This window comes from Geoglobus acetivorans (assembly GCF_039641995.1).
Taxonomy (GTDB): domain Archaea; phylum Halobacteriota; class Archaeoglobi; order Archaeoglobales; family Archaeoglobaceae; genus Geoglobus; species Geoglobus acetivorans.
Genome location: NZ_CP087714.1, coordinates 777942 through 793233 on the forward strand (window position 1 = coordinate 777942; position 15292 = coordinate 793233).

At 46.8% G+C, this 15292-nt stretch carries 19 protein-coding genes; 15 read left to right on the forward strand and 4 right to left on the reverse strand.

Annotated features, from left to right (window positions below):
• The first annotated feature begins 37 nt into the window (after positions 1–37).
• Positions 38–502: a MaoC/PaaZ C-terminal domain-containing protein gene (locus LPQ35_RS04605; protein WP_193807944.1), complete on the forward strand. Its 465-nt coding sequence runs from the start codon at positions 38–40 to the stop codon at positions 500–502.
• On the opposite strand, the gene LPQ35_RS04610 is transcribed toward LPQ35_RS04605, so the two are convergent.
• Complete coding sequence (locus tag LPQ35_RS04610; RefSeq protein WP_193807943.1) at positions 480–2027, reverse strand: AMP-binding protein; 1548 nt, start codon at positions 2025–2027, stop codon at positions 480–482. The genes LPQ35_RS04605 and LPQ35_RS04610 overlap by 23 nt on opposite strands.
• A gap of 147 nt (positions 2028–2174) precedes the next feature.
• The gene (locus LPQ35_RS04615; protein WP_193807942.1) at positions 2175–2963 is read right to left on the reverse strand and encodes an MEMO1 family protein; all 789 of its coding nucleotides are present in this window, start codon (positions 2961–2963) and stop codon (positions 2175–2177) included.
• A 38-nt stretch (positions 2964–3001) separates the two neighbouring features.
• On the opposite strand from LPQ35_RS04615, the gene LPQ35_RS04620 reads away from it, so the two are divergent.
• The 3 genes from LPQ35_RS04620 to LPQ35_RS04630 all read left to right on the forward strand — a co-directional run bounded on the left by LPQ35_RS04620 (position 3002) and on the right by LPQ35_RS04630 (position 5879).
• Entirely contained in the window at positions 3002–3880 is an 879-nt protein-coding gene (locus LPQ35_RS04620) for a diacylglycerol kinase family protein (protein ID WP_193807941.1), read from the forward strand.
• Between the two features lie 123 nt (positions 3881–4003).
• Entirely contained in the window at positions 4004–5449 is a 1446-nt protein-coding gene (locus LPQ35_RS04625; protein WP_193807940.1) for a PAS domain-containing protein, read from the forward strand.
• Positions 5450–5528: 79 nt separating this feature from the next.
• Positions 5529–5879 (forward strand): response regulator, encoded by a 351-nt coding sequence (locus LPQ35_RS04630; RefSeq protein ID WP_193807939.1) that lies wholly within the window; start codon positions 5529–5531, stop codon positions 5877–5879.
• Positions 5880–5961: 82 nt separating this feature from the next.
• On the opposite strand, the gene LPQ35_RS04635 is transcribed toward LPQ35_RS04630, so the two are convergent.
• On the reverse strand, positions 5962–6156 hold the full coding sequence (locus LPQ35_RS04635) for a heavy-metal-associated domain-containing protein (RefSeq protein WP_193807938.1): 195 nt from the start codon (positions 6154–6156) through the stop codon (positions 5962–5964).
• A 116-nt stretch (positions 6157–6272) separates the two neighbouring features.
• Here LPQ35_RS04635 and LPQ35_RS04640 point away from each other — a divergent pair, with 116 nt between their 5' ends.
• The 8 genes from LPQ35_RS04640 to hisS are packed head-to-tail and all read left to right on the forward strand — an operon-like array spanning position 6273 to position 12202.
• On the forward strand, positions 6273–6797 hold the full coding sequence (locus LPQ35_RS04640; RefSeq protein WP_193807937.1) for a winged helix-turn-helix transcriptional regulator: 525 nt from the start codon (positions 6273–6275) through the stop codon (positions 6795–6797).
• Between the two features lie 32 nt (positions 6798–6829).
• Positions 6830–7387 carry a CBS domain-containing protein gene (locus tag LPQ35_RS04645; protein ID WP_193807936.1) on the forward strand — a complete coding sequence of 186 codons (558 nt, stop codon included), beginning with the start codon at positions 6830–6832 and terminating at the stop codon, positions 7385–7387.
• Positions 7388–7416: 29 nt separating this feature from the next.
• Positions 7417–7995, forward strand: coding sequence for a hypothetical protein (locus tag LPQ35_RS04650; RefSeq protein WP_346297695.1), 579 nt, complete (start codon positions 7417–7419; stop codon positions 7993–7995).
• A complete protein-coding gene (locus LPQ35_RS04655) occupies positions 7992–8930 on the forward strand; it encodes a beta-ribofuranosylaminobenzene 5'-phosphate synthase (protein WP_193807934.1) in 939 nt (312 codons plus the stop codon). Before LPQ35_RS04650 ends, LPQ35_RS04655 begins: the two co-directional genes overlap by 4 nt.
• Positions 8920–9696 (forward strand): NOP5/NOP56 family protein, encoded by a 777-nt coding sequence (locus tag LPQ35_RS04660; RefSeq protein ID WP_193807933.1) that lies wholly within the window; start codon positions 8920–8922, stop codon positions 9694–9696. Before LPQ35_RS04655 ends, LPQ35_RS04660 begins: the two co-directional genes overlap by 11 nt.
• On the forward strand, positions 9674–10336 hold the full coding sequence (locus LPQ35_RS04665; protein WP_193807932.1) for a fibrillarin-like rRNA/tRNA 2'-O-methyltransferase: 663 nt from the start codon (positions 9674–9676) through the stop codon (positions 10334–10336). Before LPQ35_RS04660 ends, LPQ35_RS04665 begins: the two co-directional genes overlap by 23 nt.
• 44 nt (positions 10337–10380) lie before the next feature.
• The gene (locus tag LPQ35_RS04670; protein WP_346297720.1) at positions 10381–11055 is read left to right on the forward strand and encodes an RNA ligase partner protein; all 675 of its coding nucleotides are present in this window, start codon (positions 10381–10383) and stop codon (positions 11053–11055) included.
• Positions 10985–12202 (forward strand): histidine--tRNA ligase, encoded by a 1218-nt coding sequence (gene hisS / locus LPQ35_RS04675; protein WP_193807930.1) that lies wholly within the window; start codon positions 10985–10987, stop codon positions 12200–12202. The genes LPQ35_RS04670 and hisS overlap by 71 nt, the downstream gene beginning before the upstream one ends.
• On the opposite strand, the gene LPQ35_RS04680 is transcribed toward hisS, so the two are convergent.
• Positions 12131–12607 carry a metal-dependent hydrolase gene (locus LPQ35_RS04680; protein ID WP_193807929.1) on the reverse strand — a complete coding sequence of 159 codons (477 nt, stop codon included), beginning with the start codon at positions 12605–12607 and terminating at the stop codon, positions 12131–12133. The two genes, hisS and LPQ35_RS04680, sit on opposite strands and share 72 nt — an antisense overlap.
• A 399-nt stretch (positions 12608–13006) precedes the next feature.
• Here LPQ35_RS04680 and LPQ35_RS04685 point away from each other — a divergent pair, with 399 nt between their 5' ends.
• The 3 genes from LPQ35_RS04685 to aroD are packed head-to-tail and all read left to right on the forward strand — an operon-like array spanning position 13007 to position 15291.
• Positions 13007–13741 carry a 2-amino-3,7-dideoxy-D-threo-hept-6-ulosonate synthase gene (locus LPQ35_RS04685; protein WP_203219020.1) on the forward strand — a complete coding sequence of 245 codons (735 nt, stop codon included), beginning with the start codon at positions 13007–13009 and terminating at the stop codon, positions 13739–13741.
• Positions 13716–14693 carry a 3-dehydroquinate synthase II gene (locus LPQ35_RS04690; RefSeq protein ID WP_193807927.1) on the forward strand — a complete coding sequence of 326 codons (978 nt, stop codon included), beginning with the start codon at positions 13716–13718 and terminating at the stop codon, positions 14691–14693. The genes LPQ35_RS04685 and LPQ35_RS04690 overlap by 26 nt, the downstream gene beginning before the upstream one ends.
• Positions 14683–15291, forward strand: coding sequence for a type I 3-dehydroquinate dehydratase (aroD, locus tag LPQ35_RS04695; protein WP_193807926.1), 609 nt, complete (start codon positions 14683–14685; stop codon positions 15289–15291). The genes LPQ35_RS04690 and aroD overlap by 11 nt, the downstream gene beginning before the upstream one ends.
• Position 15292: the final 1 nt, after the last annotated feature.

Consider the following 15292-nt stretch of genomic DNA (forward strand, 5'->3'; position numbering starts at 1 on the left):
CAATGTTTAAATATTTTGGAAATAAACAGTAAAATCGATGAATCGGGAGCCTCTTTATTTTGAAGCAATCAATGTTGGAGATGCTGTGGAATCGATTCCGAGAACGATTGTCGAGTCTGACATCTGGATGTTTGCATACCTGACGGGCGATTTCTTTCCACTTCACACGGATGTGGAATTCTCCAGGAACACAGTTTTTGGAGAGAGGATTGCTCAGGGGATGCTTGTTCTCTCAGTTGCGCTCGGGATGATTGATCAGGTGCTACTGTCCAGGTATGATGTCAGCTCCGTTGTGGCTTTTTACGGAATAGAAGATGTGAGATTTCTCGAACCTGTTTTCATCGGAGATACGATAAGAGCGAGAGCAGAGGTTGTGGAGAAGAGAGATGCGGGAGAGAAATCAGGGGTTGTAACCTACAGGCTTGAGGTGATAAATCAAAAAAATGAGGTGGTGCTAATCGCCAGATATTCTGCACTCATCAGGAAATCTCCTGTAAAATGATCTCCTTCAATTTTATCCTGTCTGCCTTGCCGAGACGTGTGAGGGGAATCGAATCTCTTACCAGTATTTTTTTCGGAACTTTAAAGTCGGCAAGCTCTCTTTTACACGCTCCGAGAATCTCCTCGGCATCAATCTCAGCACCCGGCTTTGGAACAACTGCAAGCCATACAACCTCGCCATAAACTTCGTGCGGAGCTCCAAATGCTGCAGCAATAGCCACCTTTGGGTTTTTCATTGCAACCTCTTCAACCTCTGATGGCAGCACCGTGTAGCTTCCAACCCTTATGACTTCCTTTTTTCTGCCGACTATGTACAGCTCGCCACCCTTCATATATCCGAGATCTCCACTTACCCAGTATCCGTCTTCGAACCCCTTTTCAGTTTCTTCCGGCTGGTTGAAATAGCCCTTGCTCACCATTGGCCCCTTAACAAGGATCTCCCCAATCTCGCCGTCTTCCAGTTCTTCTCCGCTGTCATTCACGATTTTCACTTCGACGCCCTCAAAAGGCACGCCAACGTATCCCTCCGTGAATTTGTCCGGGTCATCTTCAGGTCGGGAAAATGTCGCAAACCCTGACGTCTCTGTCGAGCCATACCCTATGCCTATTTTATCGCACCAGTCCATCATGCGCCTGAGCATTTCGGGATTCAGCTTCTCACCGGCGGTTACGAGCATCTCAACCGGAGGCAGAGGTATTTTGTTCTGGGCTGCGAAGGAAAACACCAGTGCGAACATTGTTGGAACTGCACCGAAAAACGGTATCCTCTCATCTGAAAGCTCCTTAATGACCACGTCGGGTCTCCAGTGGTCAATCAGAATCATTTTTGACCCGTTGATGATTCCAACGGCAAGAAGCTCAGTAGTTCCCCCAACGTGGCTCGGTGGGAGGTGAATCAGTGAATTCAGCCTTTCCTCCCTCCCCAGATATCCAAGTATGCTCCTCAGCTCGCCAACCGCCATCGAAATGACGTTTCTGTGGGACAGCAGCGTGGCTTTTGGGACACCTGTCGTGCCTCCCGTGAAGATTATCAGAATATCATCATCGGGAGATTGTTCCACCGACTTTTTCAGAGGTTTTTCTTCCAGCAGCTCGTAGAAGGATGGTTCGGAATTGAGGAAAAACATCTCTGGACTTCCAATTTCGTTTTTGATCTCTTCAAGAATCGCCCTTACGTTATTGTCCTGGAAAATGTCGATCGATACCACCACTTTTGGCATTGCATGGCCGAGAAATCGCCTCAGTTCAGCTATTCTGTATCTCACATCCATGGGAACGCATATAGCTCCTATTTTTGTGCATGCGAGGAATGTGTAAACGTACTCCGGACTCATGGGAAGGACTGTCGCAATCCGATCCCCCTTTTCAACCCCGAGAGATAGAAAAGCTGATGCCAGAGCGTCAACGGAATCTTTCAGCTCTCCATAGCTGATTGTCTTGTCCCCAAATTTTATGGCCGTGTAATCTCTGTCGACTCCGGCCCAGTATTCTAGGTATTCCCAGAGAAAATCAAACTCCTTAACCATACCCCACTTTGTCTGAAGGTCATATATAATCATTTGGTATTGAAATCTGCCGGGTGATTTGTTTTTGCGAATTATTGACTGTGCTCGTGAACAATTCTTTCCAAACAAAAATGGCACTTTTTTCGGGCTATGCAGCAGCTATGACGTTCAGATCCTGAAAACGATTCCTGCATATCCAACAACGAAGCTCTTGTCTGCCACGTCTCCACTTGTGGAGTAATGCACGAGCTCGGCACTTGCATCAAAATAATCCGCAACAAGCATCGCCACGGCTATTGGGCCATACCCGCACACACTTGCCTGCGTGTCGTATATCGTTCTGTAAAACGACCTCACGTCCATGCTCTCCACGGCCTCGATGATAATCTCGTCCCTTCTCCTGCACTCCTCATCGGGTATGTAGTGGTGCATGTCGCTGGAAGCAACAACGGCAATCTTTTTACCCGTCTCCTCATAAGCCTGGATTATTTCTCTGGCCACCTCCCTTGCACTCTCCTCATCCTGCAAACCCATGCATATTGGGACTATCTCAAAATCTGAATGGAGGAACTGCAAAAAAGGAAGCTGGACTTCAAGACTATGCTCTTCGGCAAAAGCCATCTCGTCAGGTACAACAGTAGCCTTTGGCATAGCATCTACAAACTCCGAATCCGGTTTTGAAACCCCAATCGGCGTTCCCCATTCGTCCGATGACACGGCTACGGGCATCCCCAGCCCGGTATGGTTTGGGCCTATGATGATGTATGTTTCGGCATCCCTCAGCAGGGAGTGAACCCTTCCCGCGGTTCTTCCTGAATACATGTATCCTGCGTGAGGAGAAACAATCGCAACAACGTCATCGTCCTTTCTACCCCTGTCGGTAAAATCGCTGAGCATGGCAAGCAGGGACTCCGGGTTGGATGGGTAAAAGGAGCCTGCAAATCTGGGGTATCTCATGGTTTTAAATATGTGTATGCAACCTAATAAATATTGTCATGAAACTCGGCGTGGTCGTGAACCCAAAGGCGGGTGATGGGCCTGATCCGGAACTTATCCGGAACGTGGTATTGAGGCTTGAGCCTGAAGGTGTGGTTACCGGACAGGATGATCTTGGGCAGGATTACCTTGGTAGCGCAGACGTCGTCGAGATACCTCGCAGTTTCGACAGGAATGATACAATCAGGCTTGTCAAGGAGCTTGACAGTGTTGTGGATGTCATAGCTGTTTTTGGGGGAGATGGCACGGCGAGCGATGCAGCATCAGCATTTCCCGAAAAACCGCTGCTCTGCATACCCATGGGAACAACGAATGCAGGGCCATTAATGTGCAATCCGGACTTCAGAACTCTCACTGCTGTTGATGTGGACGGGCTTTACATCCCTGAATATGGGAGGGTTGCTTTCAACGATGTTGTTGCCGGTCCCACGATTCTTGGAACTGTAGATGGCGAAATTGTTGAGCTCGATGCTCTGGGCTACATGAGGGGGGAGATAAAAAAGGGCAATCCGGACAAGTTCTATGCGAGAGTTTCGGAAGGCGAGAGGATTATCGAGGGTGTGTATGGCAATGTCTTCGTTTCGATGCTTGATCAGAGGTATCTGGCAAAGGGAATCTCCGGAGGTGCATCAATTTCAGCGTTTGCTGGCTTTAACTGTCTCGTTGCCTGTTTGAGCCACACGATCGTTCTCGGCTCGATAACAAAGGAGATTCTGAAGAACATGGAGCCGGTCAGGACCGAAACCATGAGCTTTGACAGCTCGATCAGTCTTTATGCGGAGACAGTTATCTCTGCAGATGGCAATCCCTTTGCCTTCAAAGAAAACGTGACGGTTGAATTCAGGAAAAATCTTGTACGGGTTCTGAAGCAGGGCTGAAATCTGGTCTCCATCTGTCTGTATTTTTGATAGCCCGTCTTTTTTGCTTTCGACCGGACCTCATTCTCACAACCATTATTTCTCATGGAAAACTTTTTATTGTGGGAGCGCACGCTGAACTGGATGGCTGAAGAATCTGTCGAAGGAGATGAATTTCGTTCTGAACACATGATGGAGCCACTGAGTCAGGTGTTTGAGGACTTTCCCCTGTACACGATGCTTGTTGATGAGGACCATTCTCTGATTTACATGAACCGGATTCTCAGAAATGACCTCGGTGGAAAGCTGAAGGGCGTGCTTTCCAGGTACTGTTCCGGTACTTCAGATGGTGCACCTCACCCCCGGGACTGTCCGTTGTGCGAATCCATCAGAAAAGGATATGTTCCAGTTAAATTTGAATTGCGCGATTTTTCCAGAAATCTCTGGCTGGCAACAGCTGTGTGTCCGCTGCATACAAAAAATCAGAATGAAAAGAGGCTGTTTCTCTGCATTTTCTGGGATCCCCATGAGGCAAAGCTGAATGAACTTCTTAAAGACGAGCTGAAAAGAAATGAGGAAATCTACAGTGCGATATTCGATAACACCCCCAACATGGTCGGTATATTCACGGGCGAGGGCGTAATTGTCGATGCCAACGCTGTAATGGCTGAGTGCTTCGGCTCTGATCTGGCCGGCAGGAACGTAAAGGATGTGCTTCCCGGGGAAGTTTCGGAGAAATGGATGGGCTATATCGCAAATGTGATCGAGGGGGGAAGGAGACTCGCATTTGAATTCAGCTGCAGCAACAGGCACTATCTTATGAGCATGGTCCCCGTCGATCTCGCAGGTGAAAGACACTGCCTTTTAATTGGCAGAGATGTTACAGAGATGAAACACAGAGAAATGCTTCTCAGAACTCTTATCAGAATAGAGAAGCTGGTTGATAGTGAAAAAGATAGGAAAAAACTGGTTGAGGAAATATGCAGTGAACTGTCTTCTTTTCCGAATTACCTCCTTGTTCGCATTGACCTTGTAGGGAAGGATCGACTGAGTGTCGTTTCTGGAAACCTTGCGGATGCTGCTGGCGACATGCACTGCAGGGTGATGGAAAGGGCAATCAGGCACGGAGTATCTGTCAGCATGAAGGTTGATGTTTGTGACGAAAACTGCACTCTGAGGAATCTGTCTGGGAGTGATGAGATCTGGATAACCTCTCTGCCTCTCAGAGCAGAGGGGGTCTCTGGAGCCCTCACCGTATTTCATTCAGGCAGCCTGAGTCAGGAGGAACTGGCAATACTCGAGACACTGTCTGCGGACATATCCTTCGCTCTGCGGGCGTTTGAACTTGAGGAGATCAGAGTAATGGCACATAAGAAGATAGAGGACAACATCCGTCATTTCGCCGTCCTCACTGATGAAATCAAGAACGCCCTCACGGTCATATCCGGGATAGCCGAGTTGAGAATCACTGGAGAAGAGTCTACAAAAATACTTGATCAGGTTGATAGGATTAAAAAGATCCTGAAAGAGATTGATAGGGAGTGGATTGAGTCAGAGAAGCTCAGAAAATTCCTGAAAAAATATGTGTAGTTTAGTTTTTCTTTGATTTCTTTTTCTGTTTCCTGACTTTTCGAAAATCTTATATTTAATGATTACAATTTCCATTATCATGAGAAAAGTTCTGATTGTCGACGACGATCCCATGGTTCGAGAGGTTCTTGGGATTATGCTGTCAGGTTACTGTAGGGTTATCTCCGCATCAAATGGGAAAGAGGCAGTAGCTGCCTACAAGAAGTCGAAGCCTGATATTGTTCTTATGGATATACTCATGCCGGAAATGGACGGCATAACCGCAACCAAGGAGATCAAAGCTTTCGATCCTGATGCAAAGATCATAGCAATCACAGCTTATGCATCAACCAAAGGCGAGGATATGCTGAAAGTGGGTGCCATCGATGTGGTCGGGAAGCCCATAAGAAAAACGGAACTCATAGCAAAAATTGAAGAGTATCTTGAATAATTCTTACCGTTTTCATTTTGATTTCAATTCTAAATTAAAATATTGAATTGAAGTTTTAAAGACATGTCTGGGTCGCTTTGCTTCACTCTGTTGCGACGACCTTTGCCGAATACCCGAATTTTTCAATGGCCTTCAGGTATTTCTCGACATCACCATCGACTTCTATCTCAGCAGACTTCAGGTCTATGGACAGTACTTTGGCGCCCTCCTTTGTGAGAACGTTCCTGACTGTCATAACACATCCGTGGCAGGTCAGTCCAGAAAGCTCAAGTTTCACCTTAATTTCAACCACCTCCGATTTTGCTATTGCCTTAATTGATTTAACTGGTAATATAGTTCACTTCTAACAGCATGTAAGGTAAGATTTAAGTATTTGTAAACATGGTGTTATGTGTGCGGCTTGACGAATATGACCTGAAAATACTTGAACTGCTCAGGGAGAACTCAAGGCTATCCTACAGCGATATTGGAAAGGCTCTGGGTATGACAAGACAGACCGTAAAATCGAGGATTGAGAAACTTGAGCAGGAGGGGATAATCAGAAAGTACACGATCGAAATAGAGATAAGTGCTGGCAAGGGCAATGAATTTCTTGCAATTTTAAGCGATGTGCCTGATGAGAAGGACTTTGCAGAGATTTTCAGGATAGGCAAGAGGAAATACCTTGTGAGGGCGCTGGTGGAGAAGGCAGATGAACTTGCAAAGCTCTGTGAGAAATACGAGTTCGAGCAGATTTTTCCAGTGATTGAGAGGCGCAGAGGTAATGAGCTGTCGAAAATACCTCTGAGCTTCAGGTGCGATTACTGTGGAAAGGAGGCTTTCGAGAGACCTCTCATGTACAAGAGACATAACCGGGTTTACGTGTTCTGCTGTCCAACATGTCTTGATATGTTCAGGGAATCAAATTACGATAGTTAATAATTTAAATGGACCCGGTACATAGTTGTATCATGTTTTATGAAATTGAGGAGATCAAGCGAAGACGAAAAAAGCTTGGCATCACTCAGAAAAAACTCGCCGAACTTGTGGGCGTCAGTCAGCCGCTCATAGCCAGGATTGAAAGCGGCGATCTCGATCCAAAACTGTCTCTCGTGAAAAAAATTTTTGAGGTTCTCGGGGAGCTTGAGGGCAGAGGAATAACAGCGAGAAAGATTATGACGACCGACATAGTTTTCGCAAGTCCCGATGAACTGATTGTCGACACAATTGACGTTATGCGGGAGAAGGGAATCTCCCAGCTACCTGTAGTGAAGGATGGGGCGAATCTCGGATGCATCACCGAAAGCTCGATTCTCAGAGTTATCATGATGAAGGGGCTTGATGGCTGTGAAGATATGCGTGTCAGGGATGTGATGGAAGAACCCCTGCCGGAAATATCACCAAATGAATCCTTAGACAGCATCTCAAAAATGCTTTTAAATAACCCCGCTCTCCTTGTGGTTGAAGAGGGCAGGATAGTGGGGATAGTTACCAAACACGATGTCATGAAGGCCATGAGGGAGAAATGATGAACTTTCCGCAAATTTTTTGGCACGGGATGGCGGAGGAGGAGAAGATTGACTACCTCAGGAAGTTCAGCGTAGCGGTAATCGGAAGCAGAATGCTCATGGAGCTTCTCTGGAGGGGTGGAGTAGGCTGTGTGAGGTACATCGGCGATTTCGTGACTCCAAACGATTCGAGGATTGACTGCACCGTGCATCCTCTTGAGGCGAATGATTATGACGCAGTCCACCCGATGAGCAGCGACTCCTGCGTGATAAGCTACCCGTATCCTGACGACTACGACGAGCTTAAAAGACAGCTGAAGGGAATAGACGTTATTGTAGCCCACAAACACATTGATGTTGCCGCAAGAATAGCTGAAGAGCTTGGATCGCCCTTCATACCTAACCTGATTACAACCTTCCTGCCCGATGGGGTGAAATTCTGGGAAGTGGAGATGCCGAGGGTTAAGTTTGATCCGATTTCGTATGCTCTCACATGTTCTCTCCAGGCTGGAGAGATACTCAGAATATTTACGGGCTACCACATGCCGACAATAGCTCCGGATGCGTACATCGTAGATACCCGCTCCCAGTATTACCTCAAGAAAATCCGGCTGAGGGTGAAAGAATGAGGATTAAAGCCCCGTCAAGGATTCACATAACGCTTGTAGACCTCAACGGAGCTGTTGGAAGGGTCGATGGTGGCGTCGGTCTGACCTTGGAAAGTCCCGGATTTGTTATCAGAGCCCGAAAAAACGATGAGATTCGGGTAGAGGGTGAAGCAGAATTTGCTGAAAGGGGCAAGGCCGTTCTTGAGAAATTTCAGAAAAAATTCGGCTACGGGCTTGAGGTGGTAATTGAGAGAGCCTATCCATCTCACATCGGTCTGGGGAGTGGAACCCAGCTTGCCCTTTCGGTTGGGAAGGCATACTGCCTGATTAACGGAATCGGGCTTAGCGTAAGGGAGATTGCTGAGCTTGCTGGCAGAGGCGGGACATCCGGTATAGGTGTTGCAGCATTTGAGTATGGAGGCTTCATTGTCGATGGCGGACACACGATGAAGGAGAAGAAGAGTTTTCTTCCGTCATCGTTCAGCAGGGCAAAGCCGGCTCCCGTTATTGCGAGGCACGATTTTCCCGATTGGGACGTGTATCTGATTATCCCTGACGAAAAGGGCTTTGCAGGTATGCGGGAAAGACATCTGTTTGAAAAGAACACACCCGTCTCCCTGCATGACGTGAGGGAGCTTGCCCATATAATTCTCATGAAGCTTCTTCCGGCTGTGGCTGAACATGACCTCGATGAATTCGCCAACGCAATTCATGCAATTCAGTACCTGGGATTCAAAAGAGCAGAGGTCAGCCAGTATGGCACGCTTATTTTTGACCTCATAGAGGTTTTGAGGGACTATGGAGCGGCAGGAATGTCGTCAACTGGACCGACGGTTTATTTCGTGGGAGACAGAGGTGGCATTGACGCTGCAAAAAGTTATTTCAAGGAAAGGGAAATAGGAGTTGAAATTGTAAAAACAAAAGCGAGAAACAGGGGGGCTGAAGTTGAAATATAATCTATGGTTTGGGATTTACAAGGACGGAAAGGTCAGAAAGTCTGAAAATCTGAAAAAATCATTTATCACGGCACACAATCCTGAGCCTCTGCCGTTTTCTCCTGCCGATGCTGGCAGGGAAGTTTTCGGAGATGATTATTACGGGATTCTGAGAAAAACTGCCATTGAGGTGTGCAGAGAGCTTGTTGAGAAAGAGCTGAGACGGGAGGATAGATACGTCATCGCTCTCGTAAGAACTCTGGACGAGCTGAACAGCTCGATAAATCTCCTCATGGAGAAGCTCAGGGATCTGAAAGAGATAAGGGAAAGTGAGGTTGTGGAGGTTTTCGAGCAGAGAATCGGGGAGCTTGAAAAATTTAAAGCAGAGATAGAAAAGGAAATCGAGGAGGTTATGAGGAAGATTGCGCCAAACGTGAGCGAAATTGTTGGAGAGAAAATTGGGGCAAGACTTCTTGAGAAGGCAGGAAGCCTTGAAAGGCTGGCAGAATTTCCAGCAAGCACGATACAGGTTATAGGGGCTGAAAAATCTCTTTTCAAAGCTCTTTCAAGGATAAGGAGGGGGAAGAAAGCCAAAGTGCCAAAGCACGGCGTGATATTCCAGCATCCATTCATAAGGAACCTTCCGAAAAAGAAAAGAGGGAAGATGGCAAGGTTCATTGCAAATAAAATTGCCATAGCCGCGAGGATAGACTACTTTAAGGGTGAGCTTGATGAAAAACTTTCTGAGGAGGTAAGGAAGAAGTATGAGCAGCTTTCAAGGAAGTGAGATTGCACATAATGTGTTCATGGCAGAAATTGAAGGAAGAAAGAGGATTTTCACGAAGTCAGCATATCCTCCGCACTACGGGGAAAGGAAAGTGGGCGAATACCGGGAGTGGATACCCCAGCGGAGCAAGCTTGGCGCACTTTTCATGAAAGGGTATGTGATTGATCTTGGGGAAAATACCAGGCTCCTGTACCTCGGAGCTGCAAGCGGAACGACTGTTAGCCACCTTTCGGATATACTCGATTCCGGAATTATCTATGCAGTGGAGTATTCTGCAAAGCCGTTTCAGAAGTTTCTGAAGCTTGCGATGGAGAGGAAAAACATAATCCCAATTCTCGGAGATGCTTCCCGGCCAGAGAGGTACAGCGGAATTGTCGAGAAGGTTGATTTCATCTACCAGGACATAGCTCAAAGGAATCAAGTTGAAATTTTCAGAAAGAATTTCGAGTTTTTTGCTGCGGAAAATGCTGAGGGTTTGATTTTTGTGAAGGCAAGGAGCATTGACTCGACAAAAGAGCCAAAAGAAATTTACGGGGAAGTTATCCGCAAACTTGAGGGTGATTTTGAGATAATAAAGCATGCGAGCCTTGAGCCGTACCACAGGGATCACATATTCATTCACGTGAGGTGGAGGGGTTGAAGCAGCGCTTTGTTCTGGATACGACTGCCATCACGGATACCGGGATGAGGTCGAAAGAAGGTTTTGAAAATATATGCGTATCCGCAAATACGATTCTCGATTTAATAGCAAAGGCGAGGCTGAAACTTGAAATTAGCTGCTACGTCCCGTACCCATCCGTTTATTCTGAGCTTGTGAGCTTCATGAAGAGATACGGCTGTGAAAAAGAGGTGTTCGTGAAGCTTGACACCTGGCTCATCAAAAAGACTCCCAACAGGTTCGAGGTCAAGATACCTGCCGAAATCTTTCATGAGTACATCACCACCGTACGGCAGAAAATAAACAAGGCCATGAGGGTGGCCGAGGAGCATATCTGGGAGAGTTCTGCAGTTGGATTGAAGTATGAGCGGAAAGACGAGGTGAGGGATGAGGTTGGCGACATCATCTCCCGATTCAGGGACAAGTTCAGGGAGGTTACGAGACACGGGGTTCTGGATTCCTCTCCTGATCTTGATGTACTCCTTCTTGCGAAGGAACTTGATGCCGCTGTCGTTTCGAGCGACGAGGGCATAAAGAAGTGGGCTGAAAAAATGGGCCTCAGGTTTGTTGAGGCGAAAATGTTTCCGAGAATGCTGAGGGAATATCTGAGGCTTGTGGAGGGTGAATTTGATGAAAATCGAAAAACCGAGGGGGACAAGGGATTTTTTACCTCAGGAGATGGAGAAGAGGAGACATATTGAAAACCTGATGCGAAAAGTGGCCGAGAGTTTCGGATACAGGGAAATTCAGACTCCGACCTTTGAACATCTGGAGCTTTTCACCCTGAAGTCTGGAGAAGGTATTGTGGAGGAAATTTACGCATTCAAGGACAAGGGAGGCAGGGATCTCGCTCTGAGGCCTGAGCTTACCGCCCCGGTTATGAGAATGTTCGTTAACGAATGCTCGGTTATGCCGAGACCCCTCAGGTTTTACTATTTCGGAAACTGCTTCAGGTATGAAAGGCCACAGAGAGGAAGATACAGGGAATTCTGGCAGTTCGGAGTTGAGCTGATAGGGAGCGATAAACCTGAAAGCGATGCTGAGGTCATTTATCTGGCATACAGGATTTTAAAAGAACTTGGCGTAGATTTCAGGCTGCACGTTGGACACGTGGGGTTGCTGAGAAAGGTGCTTCAGGACCTTGACAGCGCTGACGCCGCAATGAGGCTGATCGATAAAAAGGATTTCGATGGGCTGAAGGTTTTGCTGAATGAGTGTGGGAAATCAGATCTGTTCGAAACTGTGGTTCGGCTTTCAGAATGCGGCACTGTAGAGGAGGCTAAAGAAGTCTATCCAGAATTTGACTATTCCCATGTTGAAAAAGTTTCTGAAATTCTCACAGAACTGGGAGTTGAATTCAGTCTGGATTTCGGTATAGCGAGGGGTCTGGACTACTACACGGGGATAGTCTTTGAAGTTTATGCTGAAGGTCTCGGGGCACAGAAGCAGATATGCGGTGGAGGGTCTTACAGACTCGCAAGACTTTTTGGTGGAGAGGATGTGCCTTCAACTGGGTTTGCCATAGGATTTGACAGGGTGGTAGAGGTATGCAGTGCTGAAATGCAGAAAAGGCCAGTGGCTGTGGTTGTGAGTTTCGGGGACTTCGTCAGGGGTCAGAAGGTTGCCGAGCTTTTGAGAGCTGCTGGGATTGATGCGGTTGTTGATGTCATGGGTCGAAACGTCAGAAAGCAGCTGAGCTTTGCAAATTCAATCAATGCGGATTACGCAATCTTTGCCGGAGAGGAGTTTGAAAAGGGAATTGTGAGAATCAAGGATTTAAGGACGGAAGAACAGATTGATGTTGATGTCGGGGAACTTGAGAGCTTCTTTGAAAATGGGAAGACCTGAAATCACTCCTATTTTTTCTGCCGAGTAGTAATACAGTGCCAGTATGCAGGCGAGAATTATCAGGTAATTTGGGACGACACTGTTGTATGAAAATCTGGATATCCTGACCCTTCTTTTAAGGGGCCAGTAAAGCTCGACTCCGGATTTTGTGAGCATGTCAAGAATTATGTGGCTCAGGATTCCGTAAAGGGCAAGAACTCCGTATGCCGGGTTAATGATTCCTGAAAGCAGTGGAACCAGTATTGCAAAGAGTAGTGAGTGCGTGACTGTTCTGTGTTTCATTCCAAGAGCCAGGTCCAGATCGCTGATAACTCCAAATGTCGATGCCACGAGTGCGTATTCTAAGTTCCCGGTGAATATGAACACTGGTGTAAACGATGCAATCAGGTGTGTTTTTTTGAGCATGACAGATATAATTTTGTGCTGATTTTAATTTTATCGCCAGAAAATCCTCTATGAATTCAGATTTCAATTTCCACCTCAATTGTAGCTCTCCTGAGTCCTTCCGGATTGAGGGCATCCGGTATTTTCGTCCGTGTTGGGGTTGTTGTGATCGGTGCTTTCACAATGTTCGCAATCTTTAAATACTGATATGCCAACCTTATTCTGAAATGTCGCTGTCCTTTTGCAGAGGCTGGGAATCTGGATTCTTTGGCTTTTTCTCGTATAGCTTTAGCTACTGATCGGTTCTGGGAGGTGTTCTGGTGTGGTTGCTGCCATGGTCTGTGCGTCAGTATATATAAGCAATTTGAATATAAGAGGTGAATAAAATTGCAGGGAAAAAAACGAAGGTTGAAGAGGATAATGAAAAACGGTAGAGCCATAATAATACCTATGGATCACGGAATGACTAAACCTGAGAACGGGCTTGAAGATGTGGATAGAATTATGGCGATGCTCGACGGCATAGCAGATGCGTTCATTCTTCACAAGGGTATGGCAAAAAACTCCAGCATGGTGGAGGAGCTTGAATCAGCCCTCATTATCCACCTCTCCGCATCCACATATCTCAGCCCCGACCCCTTAGACAAGAGGGTGATCACGAGCGTTGAAAAGGCCATACAGCTTGGGGCAGATGCGGTGAGCGTTCACGTAAACATCGGGTGTGAGAGAGATATAGAGCAGATACGGGAAGCCTCACTCATCTCCGAAAAATGCGACGATTATGGGATACCGCTGCTTGTGATGGCTTACCCGAGAGGCGTGGGGATAAACGAGTTCGGTGCTGATGAAATCAAGCTTGCTGTGAGGGTTGCAAATGAAATCGGCGCGGACATCGTTAAAACCAACTATACAGGTGATGCTGAATCCTTCAAGGATGTGCTGAAGTTTTCAAAGGCCCCCGTAGTCATTGCCGGTGGAAGCAAGACCGATGAGACCTCTCTGCTGAAGACGATTGAGGAAGCGATATCTGCAGGTGCTGGAGGGGTTGCAATAGGCAGAAATGTTTTTCAAAGCAGAAATCCAAGAAATCTTGTGCTGAAAATCTCTGAAATAGTTCATGGTGTGATATATGAAAGAGGTATGGTTAATCGATGATGGCGTTAGCTGGGAGGATGTAAGGGATCACGTGATAGATGCCATAGAAACAGGATTTACGGGCGTGGCTGTGAGAAGGGATTTCATTGAGCTTGCCAGAAAGCTCGGAAATATCGAGGTCGAAGAATATGCGATTGAAACGATTTCAGATGCAGATGATCAAAACCGGATTGCCGAGATGCTTGAAGCAGGTAGGAGAATCTTCATTGAATTCGAAAACTGGAAAATAATCCCCCTTGAAAACCTGATAGCCATGAGGAGGAAGGGAAAGATAATTCCAATTGTGGAGACACCTGATGAGGCTGAGGTGGTTCTCACAACTCTTGAGAGGGGTGCGGATGGTTTCGCCATAAGGCCGAAAATCAGGGAACTAATGAAGGAGTTCGCCGGAATAGTGGAAAGGACTGAAGATCTCAATCTTGTTGAGGCGGAGATTTTTGAAATAAGAAAGCTTGGAGTGGGGGACAGGGTCTGTGTGGACACCATCACACTAATGTCACCCGGAGAAGGTATGCTCGTTGGAAACTCGGCGGAGTTCATGTTTCTTGTTGCAAGTGAAAGTGAGGAAAGCGAATACGTTGCTTCCAGACCGTTTCGGGTCAACGCCGGAAGTGTGAATGCCTACATCAGGGTTGGGGCAAGGACGAGGTATCTGGCAGAGCTTAGGGCTGGGGACGAAGTCGAAATAGTGAGGTTTGATGGAAAAACGAGGAAAAGCTTTGTTGGGAGGGTCAAAATAGAGAAGAGGCCAATGATTCTTCTCAGGGCGAGATTTGACGGTGTTTCAGGCTCGGTAATCCTGCAAAACGCCGAAACGATAAAGCTGGTAACTCCTGAAGGGAAACACGTCAGTGTCGCAGAGCTGAAGGTGGGAGACAGGGTGCTTGCGTACATAGGCGAGAAGGCCAGACATTTTGGCATGGCGGTGGAGGAGAGCATAATTGAAGGGTAGGTTTGTTGTGACCGTCAGAAACTTTGCGGAAGCTTCGCAGGCATTGAGGGTTGCCGACATCATTGAGTTCAGACTTGATCTGTTTCCGTCCTATCCAGAGTACGATAGAATTCAGACCGAGAAGGACAACATAGTTACCATCAGAAGGAAAGAAGACGGCGGTCAGTTTGATGGTGAGGAAGAGGACAGACTCGAGCTTCTCAGAAAGTACTCTAAATACGCCAGCTACGTGGACCTTGAACACGAGCTTGATGATGAGGTTTTCCTGAAGTTCGAGAAAAACAACATTGTGGAGTCGTATCACAACTTTGCAGAGACGCCAGATTATGACGTCCTTAAGGACATAGTCGAGGGCAGGAGAGGGGACATAATCAAGATAGCGACAATGGGCAGGAGTAAGGAGGACGTGATTAAAATAATGAAACTTCTCACAGAATACGACAACGTTGTTGCGTTTCTCATGGGCAGGAAGTATTCATTCACCAGAATTATATCCCTGCTTATGGGTTCTCCGCTAATTTACTGCTCGTTATACAATGCAGTAGCTCCCGGACAGTACGACATTTATACGGCGAGAAAAATACTGAAAATGATCTGAA

What these genes read in the sequence shown, in the direction of transcription:
- LPQ35_RS04605 (WP_193807944.1), top strand. Translation starts at nt 38, where the DNA reads ATGAATCGGGAGCCTCTTTATTTTGAAGCAATCAATGTTGGAGATGCT.
- LPQ35_RS04610 (WP_193807943.1), bottom strand. Translation starts at nt 2,027, where the DNA reads ATGGTTAAGGAGTTTGATTTTCTCTGGGAATACCTAGAATACTGGGCC.
- LPQ35_RS04615 (WP_193807942.1), bottom strand. Translation starts at nt 2,963, where the DNA reads ATGAGATACCCCAGATTTGCAGGCTCCTTTTACCCATCCAACCCGGAG.
- LPQ35_RS04620 (WP_193807941.1), top strand. Translation starts at nt 3,002, where the DNA reads ATGAAACTCGGCGTGGTCGTGAACCCAAAGGCGGGTGATGGGCCTGAT.
- LPQ35_RS04625 (WP_193807940.1), top strand. Translation starts at nt 4,004, where the DNA reads ATGGCTGAAGAATCTGTCGAAGGAGATGAATTTCGTTCTGAACACATG.
- LPQ35_RS04630 (WP_193807939.1), top strand. Translation starts at nt 5,529, where the DNA reads ATGAGAAAAGTTCTGATTGTCGACGACGATCCCATGGTTCGAGAGGTT.
- LPQ35_RS04645 (WP_193807936.1), top strand. Translation starts at nt 6,830, where the DNA reads ATGTTTTATGAAATTGAGGAGATCAAGCGAAGACGAAAAAAGCTTGGC.
- LPQ35_RS04650 (WP_346297695.1), top strand. Translation starts at nt 7,417, where the DNA reads ATGGCGGAGGAGGAGAAGATTGACTACCTCAGGAAGTTCAGCGTAGCG.
- LPQ35_RS04655 (WP_193807934.1), top strand. Translation starts at nt 7,992, where the DNA reads ATGAGGATTAAAGCCCCGTCAAGGATTCACATAACGCTTGTAGACCTC.
- LPQ35_RS04665 (WP_193807932.1), top strand. Translation starts at nt 9,674, where the DNA reads ATGAGCAGCTTTCAAGGAAGTGAGATTGCACATAATGTGTTCATGGCA.
- LPQ35_RS04670 (WP_346297720.1), top strand. Translation starts at nt 10,381, where the DNA reads ATGAGGTCGAAAGAAGGTTTTGAAAATATATGCGTATCCGCAAATACG.
- hisS (WP_193807930.1), top strand. Translation starts at nt 10,985, where the DNA reads ATGAAAATCGAAAAACCGAGGGGGACAAGGGATTTTTTACCTCAGGAG.
- LPQ35_RS04680 (WP_193807929.1), bottom strand. Translation starts at nt 12,607, where the DNA reads ATGCTCAAAAAAACACACCTGATTGCATCGTTTACACCAGTGTTCATA.
- LPQ35_RS04685 (WP_203219020.1), top strand. Translation starts at nt 13,007, where the DNA reads ATGAAAAACGGTAGAGCCATAATAATACCTATGGATCACGGAATGACT.
- LPQ35_RS04690 (WP_193807927.1), top strand. Translation starts at nt 13,716, where the DNA reads ATGAAAGAGGTATGGTTAATCGATGATGGCGTTAGCTGGGAGGATGTA.